This is a genomic window from Phyllobacterium sp. SL163, assembly GCF_049896885.1.
Taxonomy (GTDB): Bacteria; Pseudomonadota; Alphaproteobacteria; order Rhizobiales; family Rhizobiaceae; genus Phyllobacterium; species Phyllobacterium calauticae.
Genome location: NZ_JAFCVE010000009.1, coordinates 206,270 through 224,108, shown reverse-complemented (window position 1 = coordinate 224,108; position 17,839 = coordinate 206,270). Strand labels below are relative to the sequence as shown.

Genomic DNA, 17,839 nt, shown 5'->3' with positions numbered 1-17,839 from the left:
CGTCCATTCCTTCATGCAGCTGTGACATTGGAGTCCTAATCAGGAACCAGATGGAACACAGCGCGTGAAGGATCGGTCCGATGCCAGGTATAGAACGTCGTCATTTTCTGATGGGCAGCGCGGCAACCGCGCTCGCCGCAACAATCGTCAAGGCATCAGCCATGGAAACAGCGGTGCTTCCTGCCGCCAATGACACGGCTATTGCCACGGACCGTGCCTATTGGGCCGCCGTGAGCGATCTCTACGATGTGGAGCGCTCGATCGCCAATCTTGAGAATGGCTATTGGGGTATCATGGCCCGCCCTGTGCTGCAGGCCTATCTGGAAAACACCCAGCGCGTAAACCGGCAGAATACGGTCTATGCCCGCAATGCCTTTGGCAAGGATGCCGAGGATGTGCGCAACCGGGTTGCCGGGGCGGTTGGTGCAGCGCCGGAGGAGGTCGCCCTGACGCGTGGCGCCACCGAAGCCCTGCAAAAGCTGATCACCGGTTACAACAAGCTGCAGCCGGGCGATGCGGTGATCTATTCCGATCTCGATTATGATTCCATGCAGTATGCCATGAATGCGCTGGCGGGCCGCAGGGGCGTCGAGGTCAAGACCTTCGCCATTCCGGAGCCGGCGACGCGGGAAGCCGTGCTGGATGCCTATCGCACGGTGCTGGAGGCGACCCCCAAGGCAAAGCTGCTGCTTTTGACCCATCTGTCCCATCGCACCGGGCTTGTCATGCCCATTCGCGAGATTGCCGACATGGCCCGTGCCCGCGGCGTGGATGTGGTGGTTGATGCAGCCCACTCCTGGGGGCAGATGGATTTCAAGGTAACTGATCTCGGCGCGGATTTCGTCGGCTTCAACCTGCATAAATGGATCGGCGCACCGGTTGGCATGGGCTTCCTGTACATTCGCAAGGAAAGGCTGGCCGATATCGACCGCGATCTGGCCGATGAAGACTGGCCGAAGGACGATATCCGCTCGCGTGTTCATACCGGTACGACCAACTTCGCCGCGACCTTGAGCGTGCCTGCCGCGCTCGATGTGCACGAGATGATCAGCTCGAAGCGCAAACAGGCACGCCTGACCTATCTTCGCAACTATTGGGTGAAACAGGCGCGGGCGATCGAAACTGTTGAAATCCTCACGCCCGACGATGATACCATGCATGCCGGCATCACGTCGTTCCGCATCAAGGGCAAGATCAGCAAGGACGATAACAACGCCTTGATGACGGCACTGCGCGACAAGCATCGTGTCCTGACCGTCCGGCGCACCGGGGTGGCCAAAGGCCAATGCCTGCGGGTTTCGCCCGCGCTCTACACGAGCGAGGCTGAGCTTGACCGTTTGGTTGAAGGCTTGAGTGCGATCAGTTCAAGCTAAAAGAACGGTTTGACCACCGTCCACAGCGCGCCGAGCACCAGTCCGGCAAAAATCAGCCAGCCGACAACCTTGTTGGAGTGGAAGAGGCGCAGGCATTGTGCGGGATCGTCGATGTCGAGCACCATGATCTGGCGGTACATATGTGCTCCTGCCGCCAGAAGACCGGCAACGGCGGGCATGGGCACTTCCGCCATGGCAAAGGCTCCGAGGAACAGCGCCAACGCGCCGCCATAGAGCACCATCAGCGCTTCGCGGGTGCGGCTGCCGAACAGCCGCGCGGTCGAACCCACGCCGACGAGGGCATCGTCTTCCTTGTCCTGATGGGCGTAGATCGTGTCATAGCCGATCACCCAGAGGATCGAGCCGGCATAAAGTAGCAGCGGCGGGAGAAAGTCTTTCAGCGTCGCTGGTGCCCCGAAATGCGCGGACCAGCCGACAAGGGCACCCCAGGAGAAGGCAAGCCCGAGCACAAGCTGCGGCCAGTTGGTGATGCGCTTCATGAACGGATAGATCGCAACGATCACCAGCGAGGCGATGGAGAGAAGAATGGTGAAGAGGTTGAACTGGATGACGACCAGCAGTCCCACAAGCGCCTGCAGCACTATAAAAATTTTGGCCTGTTTGCGCGTCACCTGGCCCGAAGGCAGCGGACGCGAACGGGTGCGCGCCACCTGGTTGTCGATGTCCTCGTCGGCCAGATCATTATAGGTGCAGCCCGCGCCGCGCATGGCGACCGCACCGATCAGGAACAGGGCGAGGTGCCACGGGGAAGGAATGATCGACCAGACGGAATCGCCGACCTTGGCGCCGGCACTTGCCGCCAGGGCGACGGACCACCAGCAGGGCCAAAGCAGGAGCCACCAGCCGATGGGGCGGTCCCAGCGCGCCAGCTGCGCGTAGGGCCAGAGCCAGGCTGGCAGTGCACGATAAACCCAATGTCCCGACGGCGCGTCGAAAACGCGGCCCCGGCCTTGGCTTGACTGTATGATGTCTTTTTCCGGTGTCATGGCGTGACCTTGCAGCGGGCGCTGCGCCAGTCAAGTAAATTACGCCTGAATTCGGGGCAAATCTGTGATTGCGCGCTTGACCCTTCGCGCCCGACGCCATACCGACACAGCAACCCCTTCATGCACGGAGCAGAAAACGATGAACGTCTTGCTTATTGGTTCCGGTGGCCGCGAACACGCTCTGGCCTGGAAGATCGCGGCGTCTCCTGTGCTGACAAAGCTCTACTGCGCTCCCGGCAATCCCGGCATTGCGCATGAGGCCGAATGCGTGGCGCTCGATCCGGCCGATCACGCCGCCATCGTTGCATTCTGCAAGGAAAAAGCGGTTGATTTCGTGGTTGTCGGCCCGGAAGCACCATTGGTTGCCGGTATCGCCGACGATCTGCGCGCCGCAGGCATTTCCGTATTCGGCCCGTCCAAGGCGGCTGCGCAGCTTGAAGGCTCAAAGGGCTTCACCAAGGATCTCTGCGCCCGCTTCAACATCCCGACCGGTGCCTATGGCCGCTTCAGCGATGCTGCAGCCGCCCGGGCCTATGTGGAAAAGCAGGGTGCGCCCATCGTGGTCAAGGCGGATGGTCTGGCGGCAGGCAAGGGCGTCGTGGTGGCCATGACCGTGCAGGAAGCCCTCGACGCGGTGGATGCCTGCTTTGACGGTGCCTTCGGTGGCGCCGGCGCCGAAGTGGTGGTGGAAGAATATCTCGATGGCGAGGAAGCCAGCTTCTTCTGCCTCTGCGATGGCAAGACAGCCCTTCCTTTCGGCACGGCACAGGATCACAAGCGTGTCGGCGACGGCGATACCGGTGCCAATACCGGCGGCATGGGCGCCTATTCGCCCGCACCTGTGATGACGCAGGCGATCATCGACCGCACCATGCGCGAGCTGATCGAGCCGACTATGCGCGGCATGGCGGAAATTGGTGCGCCGTTCAGCGGCGTGCTGTTTGCCGGCCTGATGATCACCGGGGACGGCCCGAAGCTGATCGAATACAACACCCGCTTCGGTGACCCGGAAACACAGGTGCTGATGCTGCGGCTGAAGGACGATGTGCTTCTCCTGTTGAAGGCAGCCGCCGATGGCGCGCTGGACCAGATGTCGGTGCGCTGGAACGACGATCCGGCGCTGACCGTCGTCATGGCCGCAAAGGGCTATCCAGCATCTCCGCAGAAGGGCAGCGTGATCCGGGGTGCCGATGCGGCGCAATCGGATACGGTAAGAATATTCCATGCGGGCACCGCCGAGAAAGACGGCGCGCTTGTCGCCAATGGCGGGCGTGTGCTTAATGTCACAGCGAGCGGCAAAACGGTGCAGCAGGCGCAGGACGCCGCCTATGCTGCGATTGCCCGGATCGACTGGCCGGAAGGCTTTTACCGGCGTGATATCGGCTGGCGCGCTATCGCCCGCGAGAAGGGTGAGGTATAGTAAAAACGCCGTTCATCCGGTTTTCAACATTGACATCGGCGGTTCGTAGCGCAATGTCTCATGCAAATCGGAACGAACGGTTCGCTGAGCCGAGTCCTCTGTTCAAACTGTCGGAGAAATTCACCGTGTCCATAACAGCCAAGCGAAGCCTCACTGCGATCCTGCTGATGACTTCGGTTCTGACAGCAACGCCTTCCATGGCCGAAACGATTTTCGGCGCGATGTCGAAGGCCTATCAGAACAATTCGACGCTGAATGCGAACCGCGCGGGCGTCCGGGTAACGGACGAGAACGTGGCGATTGCCAAATCCGGTTACCGCCCGAGGGTGACCGGCCAGGTCTCGGTCAATACAGAGCGCAGCAAAATTGATGGCCAAAGGGCAGTAACGAAAAGCTCCTCCACCGAAGGTGTCGAGGTTGACCAGATGCTGTTCGATGGTTTCCAGACCAGGAACAACGTTGCGGCGGCAGAGACCGGTGTGCTTGCGGCCCGCGAAAACTTGCGCGGCAGTGAGCAGAATATTCTGGCGACGACCGTGCAGGCCTATATGGATGTCTACCTCAACCGCCAGATTGTTGCTCTGCGCGAAAAGAACCTGGCATTCCTCAACGAGCAGGTGCGCTCCAACCGTGCACGGTTCGATGTGGGCGAGGGCACCCGCACCGACGTCGCCCAGGCAGAAGCATCGCAGGCGACAGCCGTCAACGACCGCAATACCGCCCGTGCCAATGTGAAGATTGCCGAAGCCACCTACATCCAGACCGTCGGGGCTACTCCAGGGTCTCTGACTGCGGCGGCAACCGCCAAATCCTTGCCGAAATCGCTCAATCAGGCCTATTCCATCGCCGATGCCAATCATCCGCTGATCGGGGCTGCGAAACTCAACACCGATGTTGCCGGGTATCAGGTCAAGGTGAACGAGGGTGTGCTGCTGCCGCAGGCCGGCGCCACGGGAACGCTCAGCCGGACGGATTTTTTCCAGGGCGGATCGGCGACCTCACCCAACAATTCCGCAGCATCGGCCAAACTGAACGTGACGATTCCGATCTATGGGGCCGGTCGAACAGCGGCAACAGTGCGCCAGTCGAAGGAAAATCTCGGCCAGCGGCGCATCGAGGTGGATGTGTCGAAAGACAGCGTCCGTCAGGCCGTTGCGGCCGCCTGGTCAAAACTGGATGCCGCGAGAGCCTCGATTGTGGCGCAGAGGAGCGTTGTGGCCGCAGCCCAGCTTGCGCTCAATGGCGTGATCGAAGAGCGCAAGGTCGGGCAGCGCACCACCCTCGACGTCTTGAATGCTCAGGCCGATGTCATCACAGGCCAGCTCGCGCTGGTGCAGGCGGAGCATGACAGCGTCGTCAGCAGCTATCAGGTTCTTTCCGCCATGGGCCGCCTGACGGCAAAGCAGGTTGGCCTGCAGGTTGCCGAATACAAGCCGGAAGAGCATTTTGACGCCGTGAAGGACAAATGGGGCGGTACAAAAACCCCCGACGGCCGCTGAACAGGCCCTTTGAGTATCCCAGATCCGGAGCGCCTTGGCAGGGGCGTTCCGGATTTTGCTTTACGGGATACGGTTCACACCCAGGATATCAGAACCCGAGGAGACATCCATGCAGGCAACGAGTGTTCCGTTTTCTCTGGTGGGCATCGATCATGTGGTCTTTCTCGTCGATGACATGCCGTCCGCGCTGAAATTCTATTACGAGGTTCTCGGCTGCCGGCCTGGCTATATCTATCCGGCGCTCGGGATGGAGCAGGTCTGGTGCGGGTCGGCGCTGATCGTCCTGTGGGACATGACCCACCCCGGCGCCGCCAGTGCTGTTCCGCCGGTGACGGGCGGGCGCAACGTCGATCATGTCTGCATCGCAACCGGGCCGTTCGATCATGAAGCGCTGCGCGCCCATCTCGATGCCCATGGGGTCGAGATCGAGCGGGAGGCGATGCATGGCGGCGCCCGCGGTATGGGACACTCGTTTTACATCCGCGATCCCTTCGGCAACAAGATCGAGATCAAGGGACCGGCGGTCTATCCGGACGGACGAGGCTAGATCAGCTCTTCTGCAGGGCGAGATGAACGCCGAGCCCCACCAGGATTGTTCCGCCGGCACGCTGCATCAGCCGCTGGGCATGGCTTGAGCGCTTCAGGCGCGTGACCACGGCTCCCGCCAGGATCACGCAGACCAGATCGGCGGAAGAGAACATCAGATTGACCATGGTTCCGAGCAGCACGAACTGCAGCCAGACCGGAAACGCCGCCGAGGTGTCGATGAACTGCGGCAGGAACGCCATGAAGAAAATCGCCGTCTTCGGGTTAAGAACCTCGACGCTGATGCTTTCAAGAAAGGCGCGGCGGGCGGATTTCTGCTCCACGCCCGGCATGGTGACATCGCCATTGACCTTGGCGCGAAACAGCGAAATGCCAAGCCAGACCAGATAGGCCGCGCCGCAGAATTTGACCGCGAGATAAAGCACCGGCACGGCATGGAACAGCACCGACAATCCGGCCGCCGCAGCAAACACATGCACATAGCCGCCGAGATGAATGCCGAATGCCGCCATCAGCCCGGACCAGCGGCCGCGCGCAATGGTTTGTGCCGCCGCGTACAGCATGGCGGGGCCGGGAATATAGGCAAAGATCGCCGTGGTGATGAAAAAAGCGATCAAAAGTTCGGTGGATGGCATGTGCTGCTCCGGACGTGGGTCCCAGGGGAATGGAACTGGAACTATAGACAAAAAGTGTCCGGGCGGAAGCGGCATTCGGTTTTGGCCGGGGTGTCATGTCGCCCATCCGTCTCTCCGATCATTCCGGTTGATTGAAAACGGCCTCGATGCGGTGTCCGTCGGGATCGATGACAAAGGCTGCGTAATAATGCGCGCCGTAATGAGGCCGCAAGCCGGGTTTGCCGTTGTCGCTGCCGCCATGGCTGAGAGCCGCCGCATGAAACCGGTCGACAGCTCGCCGATCCGGTGCGGCAAAGGCAAGGTGAAAGCCGGGCCCGGGCGCGTGTTGGCCCTCCGGGCGATGCTTGATCGCCAGCTTGTCGCCGCCACCCGGCGCGCCATAGCCGACCGCCTGATCCGCTTCACCCGGCCGCAAATCCTCCCAGACCCTGACATATCCAAGCGGAGCAAGCGCCGCGTCGTAAAAAGATGCCGCGCGCTCGATATCGGCAACGCCGAGCGAAATGTGATGAAGCATGTGCATGGCGGGGAACTCCGGCGCAGTTTGATAGGATGTGATGAGATGCTAAGCGCCCATCGATTGGGACACAAGCGGCGCCAACATCCGGAATACCTCCATGAGACGCGGTTGACATATTTCCTATATAGAGATAATTTCTCATATATGGAAAATGTCTCGATTGATACCGCTGCTATGGATCAACGCATCGCCAAGCGCCTCAAAGCATTGCGGGCGGAGCGCGAGTGGTCGCTGGATGAGCTTGCCCGCCGCAGCATGGTGAGCCGTGCGACGCTGTCCCGGCTCGAAAATGCCGAGGTCAGCCCCACCGCCCAGGTGCTCGGCAAGCTGTGCTCCACCTATGGCCTCACGATGTCGCGGTTGATGCATATGGTCGAGGATGAGTTCGCACCGCTGATCCGCCGCGATGCGCAAGCCGTGTGGATTGATCCGAGTGTCGGCTTCAAGCGCCGTTCCGTATCGCCGCCGGCGCAGACCCTGGCGGGAGAGATGCTGGAATGCGAACTCGATCCGGGCGCCAGCATTTCCTATGACAACCCGCCACGGCCGGGTCTCGAACACCATTTGCTGCTGATCGAAGGCCAGCTTGAGGTGACCGTCGATGGCCAGACCCATGCTCTCAATCCCGGCGACTGCCTGCGCTATCAGCTGTTCGGGCCCAGCGCCTTCGCCACATCCGAACATTCCGGTGCACGCTATGTGCTTTTCATGCTGTGAGGCCCCATTGACCAACGATAGTGCTGTTTTTCATGCCGATGACATCGAGGCCCATGCGCAGGCGCTCGGCGCGCTCCTGCATGTCTGTGTGCATGGCGGTGCCAGCATCGGCTTTGTCTTGCCGTTCTCGCAAGCGGACGCGGAGGCGTTCTGGATGATGAGCGTGCTTCCTGCGGTCCGGCAGGGCAAACGATTGTTGCTCGTGGTCCGTAAAGACGGAAGGATCGCGGGAACCGGCCAGCTTGATTACGATACGCCGCCCAATCAGCCGCACCGGGCCGAAATCCGCAAGGTGATGGTGCATCCGGATTTCCGCCGCCAGGGAATCGCCAAGGCGTTGATGGTCGAGCTGGAAAGTGCGGCGCACCGGTTGGGACGGGGGTTGATCACCTTGGACACGCGGACCGGCGACAAGGCGGAACCGCTTTACCTGGGTCTGGGTTATCAGATTGCCGGGATTATTCCGGACTACTGCCGTGATCCGTTCAAGGATCATCTCGACGCCACCACGATCATGTTCAAGGCCATCCCGGCCTAATCCTCTGCCGTCTCGAACACCGGAAGCACGCCGAGAATATTGGCCGAGCGCCGGATGATTTCCGCGGCCATCGGTGCCGCGTTGAGGCCGGCGCCGGCGGCGACCTGCCCGTCGACGGGCTTGGGTTCATCGATGATTGTCAGCACGACATAGCGCGGGTTCTCGATGGGGTAGGCGGCGATGAAGGTGTTGAAGCGCACGTCCTTCGAATAGCGTCCGTTGACGACTTTTTCGGCGGTTCCGGTTTTGCCGCCCACGCGATATCCGGGAACCTGCGTCCGGCTGGCGGAGCCGCCCGTGCCCTTCTGGGCATTCAGCCGGTAGAGATAGCGCAGATCATCGCTGGTCTTCTTGCTGACCACCCGCTTGGCCATGGTCCGCGCTTCTTCAATGCCGCGCGGCAGGAATGTCGGCGCGATCAACATGCCGCCGTTGAGCAGGGCTGCGGCACCGACTGCGGTCTGCAGCGGCGTGGTGGCCATGCCATGGCCGAAGGAAATCGTGATCGAGTGGACCTTCTTCCATACTTTCGGCTCTGTCGGCCGCGCCACCTCGGGCAATTCCGTCTGCATCCGGTCGAGCAGGCCGAGCCGGACCAGGAATTCACGATGCCCTTCGATACCGACCACATCCGCTTCCTTGGCTGAACCGATATTGGAGGAAAACAGGAATACTTCCGGCAAAGTCAGCACGCGGCGTTTGCCGTGGAAATCGTGGATGGTCTGGCGGCCGATGGTGATTGGGCGGGTGGCGTCGAAGGTGCTGTTGAGATCCACCTTGCCGGAATCGAGCGCCATGGCCGTGGTGAAGGTCTTGATGGTCGAGCCCATCTCGTAGACACCGGCCGACATGCGGTTGAGCCGGTCCTTCTCCAGCGCGTTGAACGGATTGTTCGGATCAAAATCCGGCACCGAACCCATCGCCAGGACTTCGCCGGTATCGGCGTCGAGCACCACGGCGCCCGCTGCAATGGCGCGGTAGCGTTCGACCGCATTGACCAGCACGTCGCGCACCACGTGCTGGACTCTGAGGTCAATGGAAAGCTTGACCGGTGCGAGCTTGCGCGCATGGGCAAGGCCGACATCGCGCAGGTCCGACAGACCCTGCGAGTCGATATACTTCTCCATGCCGGCAATGCCCTGATTGTCGACATTGACCAGGCCGAGAATATGCGCCGCCGTCGGGCCGCCGGGATAGAAGCGGGATTTCTCCGTGCGAAAGCCGATCCCGGGTATGCCCAGCGCCATGATCTGGCTCTTGTGCTTCGGTGTCAGGCCGCGCTTCAGCCAGGCAAAGCCGGCCTTGCCCTTCAGGCGGGCGTAGGTCTGCTCGAAATTGAGATCGGGCAGGACAGTGGCAAGCAGCTCGAACGCCTCATCCGGGTCGATGATCTTGCGCGGTTCGGCATAGAGCGAGACGGTGTTGATATCGGTTGCCAGCACCGCACCATTGCGGTCGAGAATGTCCGGACGGGAGGCCAGAATGGAGCCCGTCGGTCCATTGAAATCCACCGGATCGTCCTTCATGCCGTAAAAGACCAGCCGCCCGCTGATAATGCAGAAAATCCCGATGAAACAGGCCATGATGATCAGGATACGGTTTTGGGCGCGGGCGCTGCGTGGGGTCATTATCTCATTGTGAAACTGTGGATTGGGGCTGATCGCGCAAAGGTAGCATCCTTTGATCAGCTGCAATTCTCACGATTTCCGGAATGTCTTGTTAACCTGAACAAATGCTTAATATCGGTTTTTAGCGTGGATAACTCCGGGAAAATGCCGGTCACCTCTGGTCAAAATTCGGATGTGGCCGTTGCGCAAAACGGACCTTGCACACATCTTCCGCGAAGGCGGCAGGAGGTCCGGATGAGAAAAATTCATGCGTGCGTGTCGACCTGAAGGCACTGTAAATTTTACTTATAAATTTGAAATATTTTACAAGTAAAAATAGTATACATATTGTTTTTTGTTTTCATAAAACGACACTTGCTTGTCACATGTCCTTACATATACTCCGCCATCACAGGCTTTTTGGGAGATCATTTCGATGGCGAAAATAGTGGGTGGTGGCACAAGCGATGTTCTGCACGGGACGGACGAGAACGACAATCTCTGGGGTCTTGGCGGCAATGATATTCTCGACGGCGGCGCGGGCAATGACTTTCTCTATGGCGGGGCCGGGAATGACATTCTGACCAGTTCGAGCGGTTTTGACCAGCTTGAAGGCGGTGATGGAGACGACCGGCTGGTGTTCAACGGCGTTGGCGGCGCAGCGCGCGGCGGCGCGGGTATCGACACCCTTGCGGTCGATCTTTCCCACTCTGCCGAACCGGTCACGTTCAACGGTTCCAGCGGCCACCTCTTTTTCGGGGATGCGACGGTTCCGGCCAATCATCTCTATTTCATCGACCTGGAGCGGCTTGAGCTGACGACAGGAGCTGGCAACGACAAGATCATTGCGACGAATTTTTCCCATATCGATGTCAACGCCGGCGCAGGTGACGACCGCGTCGAAGGCGGCGACGGCAATGACCGCATATTTGGCGGCGATGGCAACGACACGCTGTTCGGCGGCGGCGGCAATGATGAGATCCATGGCGATGCCGGCAACGATTACATCGACGGCGGCAATGGCGATGACCGCATCTGGGGCGGTGACGGCAAGGATGTTCTCTTCGGCGGCCGTGGCAATGATTACCTCGATGGCGGTGCTGGCAACGATACGCTCAATGGCGGCGACGGCAATGACACGCTGCTGGGCGGTGCGGGTGACGACATACTCAAGGGCGGCTCGGGCAACGATTTCCTGGATGGCGGTACCGGCACGGACCATCTCTTCGGTGGCGCGGGCGCGGATACATTCATATTCGATGCCAAAACCCTTGGCGGTGTTGACCACATCGCGGATTTCAATGTGGCGGAGGGTGACGTTATCAATCTTCGCGATTTCACCGCGGGCAGCACCGGCATTCACGATTTCGACAGTTTTCTCGCCGCGTCGCACGACACGGCTGACGGCGTCTATGTCAGCTTTGACGGCGATTCCAGCGGCATTCTGATCGAGCATGTGTCTCTTGCCGATCTCTCGCCGGATGACGTTGTTTTTTCTTGAGATTGCGCAAACACGCGGATGAGCTTTGAAGCAGGCGCATGCGCTCACGTGCCTGCTTTTCTCTGAAGGTCAGCGCTGCATGGCATAGGCCGGCAGATGGCTCATGTCCGTGCTGGTTTCATCAAAGCAGAAACCAACCAAGCCGGCGATCAGATGGCTGTCCGGGTGGTCATCGGGTGTTGTCATCGGTGCTCGCAGGCTGTTCCCGATCGTTTCCAGTGTCAGTTTTTCGCTTGGATGTGATTTGGCAATACGCATGACGGACGCCGTCACCATGGTATCGACCGCCTGCGGTGTGTCGCCGAGGCCATCGATAGAGGCTTGCACGGTAGCAGCCAGTCCTTTCGCAGCGGCGATGAGCAGGTCCGGTATCTGCCGCAACCCGCTATAATCGACAAGCGGCGGCTCCATCGACGCCATCAGAATATCGCTGGGCAAAGCAGGCCGCTCGCCGGGTTTCGGCATGTCGTCGGGCAGCACCGCCGGTACGAGCGTGTCGAACGGCCATGCGCGTTTCAGTTCCGCAACGGTCATATCGGCGATGTTCACGTCGATGTCGCGGTTCGTGCCATTGGGCCGGTAGGGGCAGCGCGTTTTGCTGCAATTGTTCTGCGAGGCAAATTGCCAGAGCGCATAGTCCTGCCAGTTGCCTTTCGGAAAATGCGGGGCGATGTCGGTCTCGTACCGCGCATACCAGAGCGGCAGGCGCGACAGGATCGGCAGTGCCAGCCGGTGATCGGCAATATATTTGGCCGTGGTGCCATTGGTGTAAAGCACGGGATAGCGGCCGGTGCGCAGCTTGATCTGGGCGACGAAGATCTCGCCGTCCGCCAGCGACATGAACCGGGCGGGGTCGTTGTCCTCGATATCGATGGCCATCAACTCGTCGCTGGTCGGCTCGGCATAATCGATGAAATGGTTCGCCTGTTCTATCGGGTTGCCGGGACGGGCCAGGTGGTAGGAGCCCCATTTCAGGCCGAGCGCTTTGGCCAGAACGCGCCGTGTCTGGTAGAGCTCGCGCGACACCGCGTAGTTGCGCCAGATGCGGCGGCATATTTCCTGATCCTTCACATCGGCAATGCGTCCGCAATGATAGGCGGCAGGCATGCCATCGGATGCCTTGTGAATGAAGGCGGCAATGCGCGGATCCTTGACGATTTCCGGGAGATTGAATGAATTGTGCTCATAGCCGTCGAGAACGATGGCGCGCTGCTGGTTGGACCAGGGGATCTGGAACTGGGAGTCCGCACGGGAAGGGGCGCTGGACATCAACGCGGTGACAAGGGCAGCAAGGGCGAAAACCTGCGCTCGGATTGTCAAATGCCTGTCCCTTCACACCTCGTGGTCTGCGGCTTCGGATACAAGCGCCCATGATCGCTGGTTCATGGTTAAAATGCCGTAAAGCACAAGGGCTGATCGGCGAGAACGCCTGTCGGAGTCGCGGGATCATGTATCTGCGGTGCCGAACAGACCGCGCCGCTGAAGGGTCAAAGGGCAGATTTTCTTACGTTTACGTAAAAATCCACTTGCCTTGCCAGGCTGAGGGCGGCAATGTCTATCCGCAACGACGCAGCATCACTGGATGAGGAGACTTGTGATCAATGTACCGGGCGCCCGTCGAGGAAATCGCACACACGTTGAAGAAAATTGCAGGTCTGGACGAGGCCATCGCCGCCGGGCGTTTTGCCGACCTTTCCGACGATCTGGTCGATGCCATCCTGGAAGAGGCCGGTAAATTCGCGTCCACGCGCGTTGCGCCGCTCCTGGAGGTTGGTGACAAGCACGGAACACCGCTGAAAGATGCCGAAGTCACCATGCCGCCCGGCTGGAAAGATGTTTACAGCGACTGGATCGGTGCCGGCTGGAACGCCCTGACCGGCAAGGAAGAGTTCGGCGGACAGGGTCTGCCGATGATGCTCGCGGTGGCGGCACTGGAAATGTGGAATTCCGGCTCCATGGCTTTTGGCATCGGGCCGACATTGACGCTTGGCGCCATCGAGGCGCTTGAAGCCCACGCGACGGATGATCTGAAACACACCTATCTGCCAAAGCTCGTCTCCGGCGCGTGGATGGGAACCATGAATCTCACCGAACCGCAGGCCGGTTCCGATGTGGGAGCATTGCGCTCGCGGGCCGAGCGGGCCGATGACGGCACGTACCGCATTTTCGGTCAGAAGATTTTCATCACCTATGGCGAGCATGACCTTACGGACAATATCATCCATCTGGTTCTTGCGCGCCTGCCCGATGCGCCTGCCGGAACCAAGGGGATATCGCTGTTTCTGGTGCCGAAATTCCTGGTGAATGCCGATGGTTCGCTCGGCGCCCGCAATGATGTGTTCTGCAGCGGCGTCGAGCACAAGATGGGCATTCACGGCTCGCCCACCTGCACGATGATCTATGGCGATGGTTTTACCAAGGACGCGAAGCCGGGGGCCATCGGCTGGCTTATCGGCGAAGAAAACCGCGGTCTGGCCTGCATGTTCACCATGATGAACAATGCAAGGCTGGCCGTGGGCATCCAGGGTGTCGCGGTGGCGGAGGCCGCCTATCAGAAATCCCTGTCTTATGCGCAGGAGCGCCGCCAGATGCGCGCGCCAGGCTGGACCGGCGAAGGCATGAGCCCGATCATCGAACACCCCGACGTGCAGCGCAATCTCCTGACCATGAAGGGCCTGACCGGCGCGGCCCGCTCCATCGCCTATGCCTGCGCCCACGCGTTGGATATGGCGCGGACCGGCGCAGATGACGACAAAAGGCACTGGGCGGATCGCGCCAACCTGCTGACGCCGGTCGCCAAGGCGTTTTCCACCGATGTGGGTGTGGACGTTGCCTCGATCGGCATCCAGATTCACGGCGGCATGGGCTTCATCGAAGAAACTGGTGCGGCGCAATTTTTGCGCGATGCCCGCATTGCCCCGATCTATGAGGGAACCAACGGCATTCAGGCCATCGATCTCGTCCAGCGCAAGCTGCCGCTCGATGGCGGCAACCACGTCAAGGCCTATATCGCCGAGCTGCGCACGGTGGCCGAAGCCGTTTCGCTGAGCAACAGCACCGATTTCGGCAACACGGCGGAGCGCCTGCAGGCCGGTCTTGACGATCTGGAGGCAACCACGCTCTGGCTGCAGCAGACCCTTGCCGGTGGTGACATCAGCAATGCGCTTGCCGGAGCGACGCCCTATCTGCGCCTCTTCGGCCTGGCTGCCGGTGCAACCTATCTCGCCAAGGGTGCTCTGGGTGGCGACAATACCGGCTGGACGACTCTTGCGCGATTCTTTGCCGAAAATCTTCTCAACGAAACGTCGGCGCTGAGAGATCGCGTCATCAACGGTGCGCCGAGCCTGCTCGGTGCCCGCGCCGCATTGCAATAGGGAAACGTCATGTCAGATCACATCGTCATCGAGCGCCATGGCGCCGTCCAGACCATTCGGATGAACCGCCCGGACAAGAAGAATGCCCTGACACGGGCCATGTATACGGCCATGACCGAAGCGCTGGTGGAAGGCGATGCGAATCCGGATATCCGCGCCCATGTTTTTCTGGGGGTGCCGGGCGCCTTCTCCTCCGGCAATGATCTGCAGGATTTCATGGCCTTTGCTACGTCGGGTACGATGGGCACCGAGGTCGTTGACTTCCTCATCACATTGACCAACTGCAGCAAGCCGGTTGTGGCGGGTGTGGATGGGCTTGCCATCGGCATCGGCTCGACGCTCAATTTCCATTGCGATCTGACCTTCGCCACGCCGCAATCCCTGTTCAAGACGCCCTTCGTCGATCTGGGTCTTGTACCCGAAGCGGGTTCGAGCCTGCTCGGACCTGCCCTGATGGGCCGTCAGCAGGCCTTCGCCTTCCTGGCGATGGGCGCCGGGCTGAACGCGGCCGAAGCGAAGGACGCCGGTCTTGTCTACCGGATCGTCGAGGCGGACCAGCTGGAAAGCACTGTTCTAGCCGTGGCGACGGAAATTGCCGCCAAGCCGCCGGAAGCCATGCGGATCTCGCGCGATCTCCTGCGCATGCCGCGCGCCGAAACGGTCGAGCGCATCAAACTGGAAGCCGGGCATTTTGCTGAACGGCTCCAGTCGGAAGAAGCACGGGGCGCCCTGATGGCCTTCCTGACGCGCAAGAAGGGCTGAAGAGCCCTATGGGTACAAGCGGGTTTTACCCCAGTCGCCATCCGGCGTCGCGCGGCTGAAAATCACGCGGTCGTGCAGGCGGAAAGGCCGGTCATGCCAGAATTCAATGGATGTCGGGCGAATGCGGAAGCCCGACCAGTGGGCGGGGCGGGGTATCTCGCCGATGGCATAGCGGGCAGTGTATTCCGCAACGGCTTTTTCCAGGGCAAAACGGCTTTCCAACGGCCGCGATTGCTTGGAAGCCCAGGCGCCGATACGGCTGCCGCGCGGGCGGGTGGCGTAGTAGGCATCGGCTTCCGCATCGCTGACAATTTCCACCGGACCGCGCACACGCACTTGACGGCGCAGCGTTTTCCAATGAAAACACATGGCGGCCTTCATTGAGCCCAGTATTTCCTGACCTTTCTGACTTTCAAAATTTGTATAAAAAACAAAGCCTTGCTCGTCAAAACCTTTAAGAAGAACCATGCGGACATCCGGCAGGCCATCACTATCCACCGTTGCCAGAGCAACAGCATTCGGGTCATTCGGCTCGGATTTGGTTGCATCTTTGAGCCATTCGTCGAAGAGCGCGAAGGGTTCGGTTTTTTCTGTGAAGTCACCGGTTGTTAACTTCATTTCACCCATAGTCATAGCTGGTTGACCTTGTTAAAGAGAGATATGCGTTTGGCATTGGCAATACCAGATATCAAGAACCTTGGGGCGAAAATTCCGGTGCGGACTGCGCCGTTTGCCGCTGTTTTTGTGCTCTGTCTTCTCTCCGGCTGTGCCATGAAAAGCTTCAGCGTCGAGAACGCGGTCCCGGACAAGGCGACGGTGACGGGTTCGGTTGCTCCGGCGCCGCAGGTGGATGCCAAGGGTGCCGCCGACCAGTCGACGGTCCGCAATATCGTGTCTGCCCTGAACTTCACCCAATGGGGCAACAAGCCGCTGCCATGGTCCAATCCGGAGACCGGCAGTCAGGGCACGATCACGGCAATCGCCGAGAAGAAGACCGAGACAGGGCTCTGCCGTGAATTCCAGACATCGCGCGAATCTTTTGACGGCGTCATGCTCTACAAGGGTGAGACCTGCATGCAGGACGGCGGACAATGGACGCTGAAATCCTTCGCGCCGATTTGATTCTCTGCAACTGAATGATATTTTCGATGGAACCGGGCAGCGATTGCAGATTTCTTGACAGAAAGTCTGGAATTTCTTCCTATCGATGCGCATATAACGGGCAAATCCCCAACGCACCCCGTTTATGCCAGTGGAACGAATGTGACATTCGCATCCCATTGTACATGACGAGGAATATGCGAATGTCACATTCGTTCCACTAGGAAGGGCACACACATGCGCGATCCTTATACCGTGCTGGGCGTCGCCAAGACGGCGAAGCCTGAAGAAATCAAGTCGGCGTTTCGCAAGCTCGCCAAGAAATATCATCCTGACCAGAACCAGGATGACCCGAAGGCGCAGGCAAATTTCTCCGAGATCAACCAGGCCTATGAGATCATCGGCGACAAGGACCGTCGCGGGCAGTTTGACCGGGGCGAGATCGACGCCGAGGGCAAGCAGCGGGCGCCGCAGGGTTTCGAAGGGTTTTCCGGCGGCGGCGATCCCTTCGCCGGTTTTGGCGGTGCACGGGGTGCGCGGTCCGGCGGATTCGACTACCGCAGCACCGCCGGTTTTGGTGCTGAAGATATTCTGAGCAGCCTCTTCGGCGAGGGCGCCGGCGCTTTCGGCGGCGGACAGCGCCGTGCAGGCCCGCGCAAAGGCACGGACCTCCAGGCCACCATCGACGTGACGCTTGAGCAGGCTGTCGGTGCCGAGAAGGTTGAAGCGGTTTTTCCAAACGGTAAAAGGCTGGCGATCAAGCTGCCCGCGCAGGTTGAAAATGGTCAAACGATTCGCCTGAAGGGGCAGGGCGAGGCCATTCCCGGTGGAACACCCGGCGATGCGCTGGTCACGATACGTTTCAAGCCGCATCCGAAATTCAAGGTGGAAGACCACGACCTGCATCTCGACTTGCCGGTGTCATTGCGCGATGCGGCACTCGGTTCCCGGCAGGAAGTCGAGACCCTGAATGGCCGTGTGGCGGTGAAAATAGCGCCATGGACCAGTTCTGACCGGGTTTTGCGCCTGAAAGGCAAGGGTTTGCCGAAAAAGCCGGATGGTCACGGCGATCTCTTTGTTCATGTTCGCGTCATGTTGCCCGAGCATGGTGATGCGGCATTGGAAGCATTTCTGCGCGATTCGAGTCTCTGAAAATCAACGGTTCCCGAAAATCCTTGACGAAACTGACACGATGCTTGAAGCCCGGCGCGGGCTGTGCGATACCGCAAATCAATCATA

The 17,839-nt window shown here is 60.0% G+C and carries 16 protein-coding genes and 1 pseudogene; 11 read left to right on the top strand and 6 right to left on the bottom strand.

All coding sequences use genetic code 11. The features are described 5' to 3' along the window. Positions 1-80: 80 nt before the first annotated feature. Complete coding sequence (locus ACP7B1_RS20605; RefSeq protein WP_346305760.1) at positions 81-1,373, top strand: aminotransferase class V-fold PLP-dependent enzyme; 1,293 nt, start codon at positions 81-83, stop codon at positions 1,371-1,373. On the opposite strand, the gene ubiA is transcribed toward ACP7B1_RS20605, so the two are convergent. Next, the gene (gene ubiA / locus ACP7B1_RS20600; RefSeq protein WP_346305759.1) at positions 1,370-2,380 is read right to left on the bottom strand and encodes a 4-hydroxybenzoate octaprenyltransferase; all 1,011 of its coding nucleotides are present in this window, start codon (positions 2,378-2,380) and stop codon (positions 1,370-1,372) included. The genes ACP7B1_RS20605 and ubiA overlap by 4 nt on opposite strands. A gap of 139 nt (positions 2,381-2,519) precedes the next feature. On the opposite strand from ubiA, the gene purD reads away from it, so the two are divergent. The 3 genes from purD (at position 2,520) to ACP7B1_RS20585 (ending at position 5,846) form a co-directional block, all read left to right on the top strand. Further along, positions 2,520-3,800, top strand: coding sequence for a phosphoribosylamine--glycine ligase (gene purD / locus ACP7B1_RS20595; RefSeq protein WP_346305758.1), 1,281 nt, complete (start codon positions 2,520-2,522; stop codon positions 3,798-3,800). 167 nt (positions 3,801-3,967) lie between these two features. Beyond that, positions 3,968-5,299 (top strand): TolC family outer membrane protein, encoded by a 1,332-nt coding sequence (locus tag ACP7B1_RS20590; RefSeq protein ID WP_346305771.1) that lies wholly within the window; start codon positions 3,968-3,970, stop codon positions 5,297-5,299. 109 nt (positions 5,300-5,408) lie between these two features. After that, positions 5,409-5,846, top strand: coding sequence for a VOC family protein (locus tag ACP7B1_RS20585; protein WP_346305757.1), 438 nt, complete (start codon positions 5,409-5,411; stop codon positions 5,844-5,846). A gap of 1 nt (position 5,847) precedes the next feature. Here ACP7B1_RS20585 and ACP7B1_RS20580 read toward each other — a convergent pair whose 3' ends face one another. Together ACP7B1_RS20580 and ACP7B1_RS20575 are read right to left on the bottom strand one after the other, a co-directional pair. Further along, the gene (locus tag ACP7B1_RS20580) at positions 5,848-6,480 is read right to left on the bottom strand and encodes a LysE family translocator (RefSeq protein WP_346305756.1); all 633 of its coding nucleotides are present in this window, start codon (positions 6,478-6,480) and stop codon (positions 5,848-5,850) included. 118 nt (positions 6,481-6,598) lie between these two features. Further along, positions 6,599-6,997 carry a VOC family protein gene (locus ACP7B1_RS20575; RefSeq protein ID WP_346305770.1) on the bottom strand — a complete coding sequence of 133 codons (399 nt, stop codon included), beginning with the start codon at positions 6,995-6,997 and terminating at the stop codon, positions 6,599-6,601. Between the two features lie 177 nt (positions 6,998-7,174). Here ACP7B1_RS20575 and ACP7B1_RS20570 point away from each other — a divergent pair, with 177 nt between their 5' ends. Together ACP7B1_RS20570 and ACP7B1_RS20565 are read left to right on the top strand one after the other, a co-directional pair. Next, entirely contained in the window at positions 7,175-7,717 is a 543-nt protein-coding gene (locus ACP7B1_RS20570; protein WP_426137224.1) for a helix-turn-helix domain-containing protein, read from the top strand. 7 nt (positions 7,718-7,724) lie between these two features. Continuing rightward, positions 7,725-8,255, top strand: a complete 531-nt coding sequence (locus ACP7B1_RS20565) for a GNAT family N-acetyltransferase (protein WP_346307639.1) — start codon at positions 7,725-7,727, stop codon at positions 8,253-8,255. Here ACP7B1_RS20565 and ACP7B1_RS20560 read toward each other — a convergent pair. Next, positions 8,252-9,865, bottom strand: a pseudogene (locus tag ACP7B1_RS20560) (peptidoglycan D,D-transpeptidase FtsI family protein); the annotation flags it as partial. The gene ACP7B1_RS20565 and the pseudogene ACP7B1_RS20560 sit on opposite strands and share 4 nt — an antisense overlap. A gap of 433 nt (positions 9,866-10,298) precedes the next feature. On the opposite strand from ACP7B1_RS20560, the gene ACP7B1_RS20555 reads away from it, so the two are divergent. After that, positions 10,299-11,363 (top strand): calcium-binding protein, encoded by a 1,065-nt coding sequence (locus ACP7B1_RS20555; RefSeq protein ID WP_346307638.1) that lies wholly within the window; start codon positions 10,299-10,301, stop codon positions 11,361-11,363. Between the two features lie 69 nt (positions 11,364-11,432). Here ACP7B1_RS20555 and ACP7B1_RS20550 read toward each other — a convergent pair whose 3' ends face one another. Continuing rightward, the gene (locus tag ACP7B1_RS20550) at positions 11,433-12,683 is read right to left on the bottom strand and encodes a glycoside hydrolase family 25 protein (RefSeq protein WP_346307637.1); all 1,251 of its coding nucleotides are present in this window, start codon (positions 12,681-12,683) and stop codon (positions 11,433-11,435) included. A gap of 281 nt (positions 12,684-12,964) precedes the next feature. Here ACP7B1_RS20550 and ACP7B1_RS20545 point away from each other — a divergent pair, with 281 nt between their 5' ends. Together ACP7B1_RS20545 and ACP7B1_RS20540 are read left to right on the top strand one after the other, a co-directional pair. Continuing rightward, the gene (locus tag ACP7B1_RS20545) at positions 12,965-14,737 is read left to right on the top strand and encodes an acyl-CoA dehydrogenase (RefSeq protein WP_346307636.1); all 1,773 of its coding nucleotides are present in this window, start codon (positions 12,965-12,967) and stop codon (positions 14,735-14,737) included. Between the two features lie 9 nt (positions 14,738-14,746). Then, positions 14,747-15,499: a crotonase/enoyl-CoA hydratase family protein gene (locus ACP7B1_RS20540; RefSeq protein WP_346307635.1), complete on the top strand. Its 753-nt coding sequence runs from the start codon at positions 14,747-14,749 to the stop codon at positions 15,497-15,499. Positions 15,500-15,505: 6 nt separating this feature from the next. Here the strand turns inward: ACP7B1_RS20540 and pdxH are convergent, their stop codons facing one another. After that, positions 15,506-16,126 (bottom strand): pyridoxamine 5'-phosphate oxidase, encoded by a 621-nt coding sequence (gene pdxH, locus ACP7B1_RS20535; RefSeq protein WP_346307642.1) that lies wholly within the window; start codon positions 16,124-16,126, stop codon positions 15,506-15,508. A gap of 144 nt (positions 16,127-16,270) precedes the next feature. Between pdxH and ACP7B1_RS20530 the strand changes: the two genes are divergently transcribed. Next, complete coding sequence (locus ACP7B1_RS20530; protein WP_223611556.1) at positions 16,271-16,621, top strand: RT0821/Lpp0805 family surface protein; 351 nt, start codon at positions 16,271-16,273, stop codon at positions 16,619-16,621. 216 nt (positions 16,622-16,837) lie between these two features. Further along, positions 16,838-17,752, top strand: coding sequence for a J domain-containing protein (locus ACP7B1_RS20525; protein WP_346307634.1), 915 nt, complete (start codon positions 16,838-16,840; stop codon positions 17,750-17,752). The last annotated feature ends 87 nt before the right edge of the window (positions 17,753-17,839 follow it).

Excerpts from the sequence above, each read along its gene's own strand:
- ACP7B1_RS20530 (WP_223611556.1), top strand. The coding sequence starts at position 16,271 with ATGAAAAGCTTCAGCGTCGAGAACGCGGTCCCGGACAAGGCGACGGTG.
- ACP7B1_RS20570 (WP_426137224.1), top strand. The coding sequence starts at position 7,175 with ATGGATCAACGCATCGCCAAGCGCCTCAAAGCATTGCGGGCGGAGCGC.
- ACP7B1_RS20605 (WP_346305760.1), top strand. The coding sequence starts at position 81 with ATGCCAGGTATAGAACGTCGTCATTTTCTGATGGGCAGCGCGGCAACC.
- ACP7B1_RS20555 (WP_346307638.1), top strand. The coding sequence starts at position 10,299 with ATGGCGAAAATAGTGGGTGGTGGCACAAGCGATGTTCTGCACGGGACG.
- ACP7B1_RS20590 (WP_346305771.1), top strand. The coding sequence starts at position 3,968 with ATGACTTCGGTTCTGACAGCAACGCCTTCCATGGCCGAAACGATTTTC.
- ACP7B1_RS20540 (WP_346307635.1), top strand. The coding sequence starts at position 14,747 with ATGTCAGATCACATCGTCATCGAGCGCCATGGCGCCGTCCAGACCATT.
- purD (WP_346305758.1), top strand. The coding sequence starts at position 2,520 with ATGAACGTCTTGCTTATTGGTTCCGGTGGCCGCGAACACGCTCTGGCC.
- pdxH (WP_346307642.1), bottom strand. The coding sequence starts at position 16,126 with ATGGGTGAAATGAAGTTAACAACCGGTGACTTCACAGAAAAAACCGAA.
- ACP7B1_RS20545 (WP_346307636.1), top strand. The coding sequence starts at position 12,965 with ATGTACCGGGCGCCCGTCGAGGAAATCGCACACACGTTGAAGAAAATT.
- ACP7B1_RS20575 (WP_346305770.1), bottom strand. The coding sequence starts at position 6,997 with ATGCTTCATCACATTTCGCTCGGCGTTGCCGATATCGAGCGCGCGGCA.
- ACP7B1_RS20585 (WP_346305757.1), top strand. The coding sequence starts at position 5,409 with ATGCAGGCAACGAGTGTTCCGTTTTCTCTGGTGGGCATCGATCATGTG.
- ACP7B1_RS20525 (WP_346307634.1), top strand. The coding sequence starts at position 16,838 with ATGCGCGATCCTTATACCGTGCTGGGCGTCGCCAAGACGGCGAAGCCT.
- ACP7B1_RS20580 (WP_346305756.1), bottom strand. The coding sequence starts at position 6,480 with ATGCCATCCACCGAACTTTTGATCGCTTTTTTCATCACCACGGCGATC.
- ubiA (WP_346305759.1), bottom strand. The coding sequence starts at position 2,380 with ATGACACCGGAAAAAGACATCATACAGTCAAGCCAAGGCCGGGGCCGC.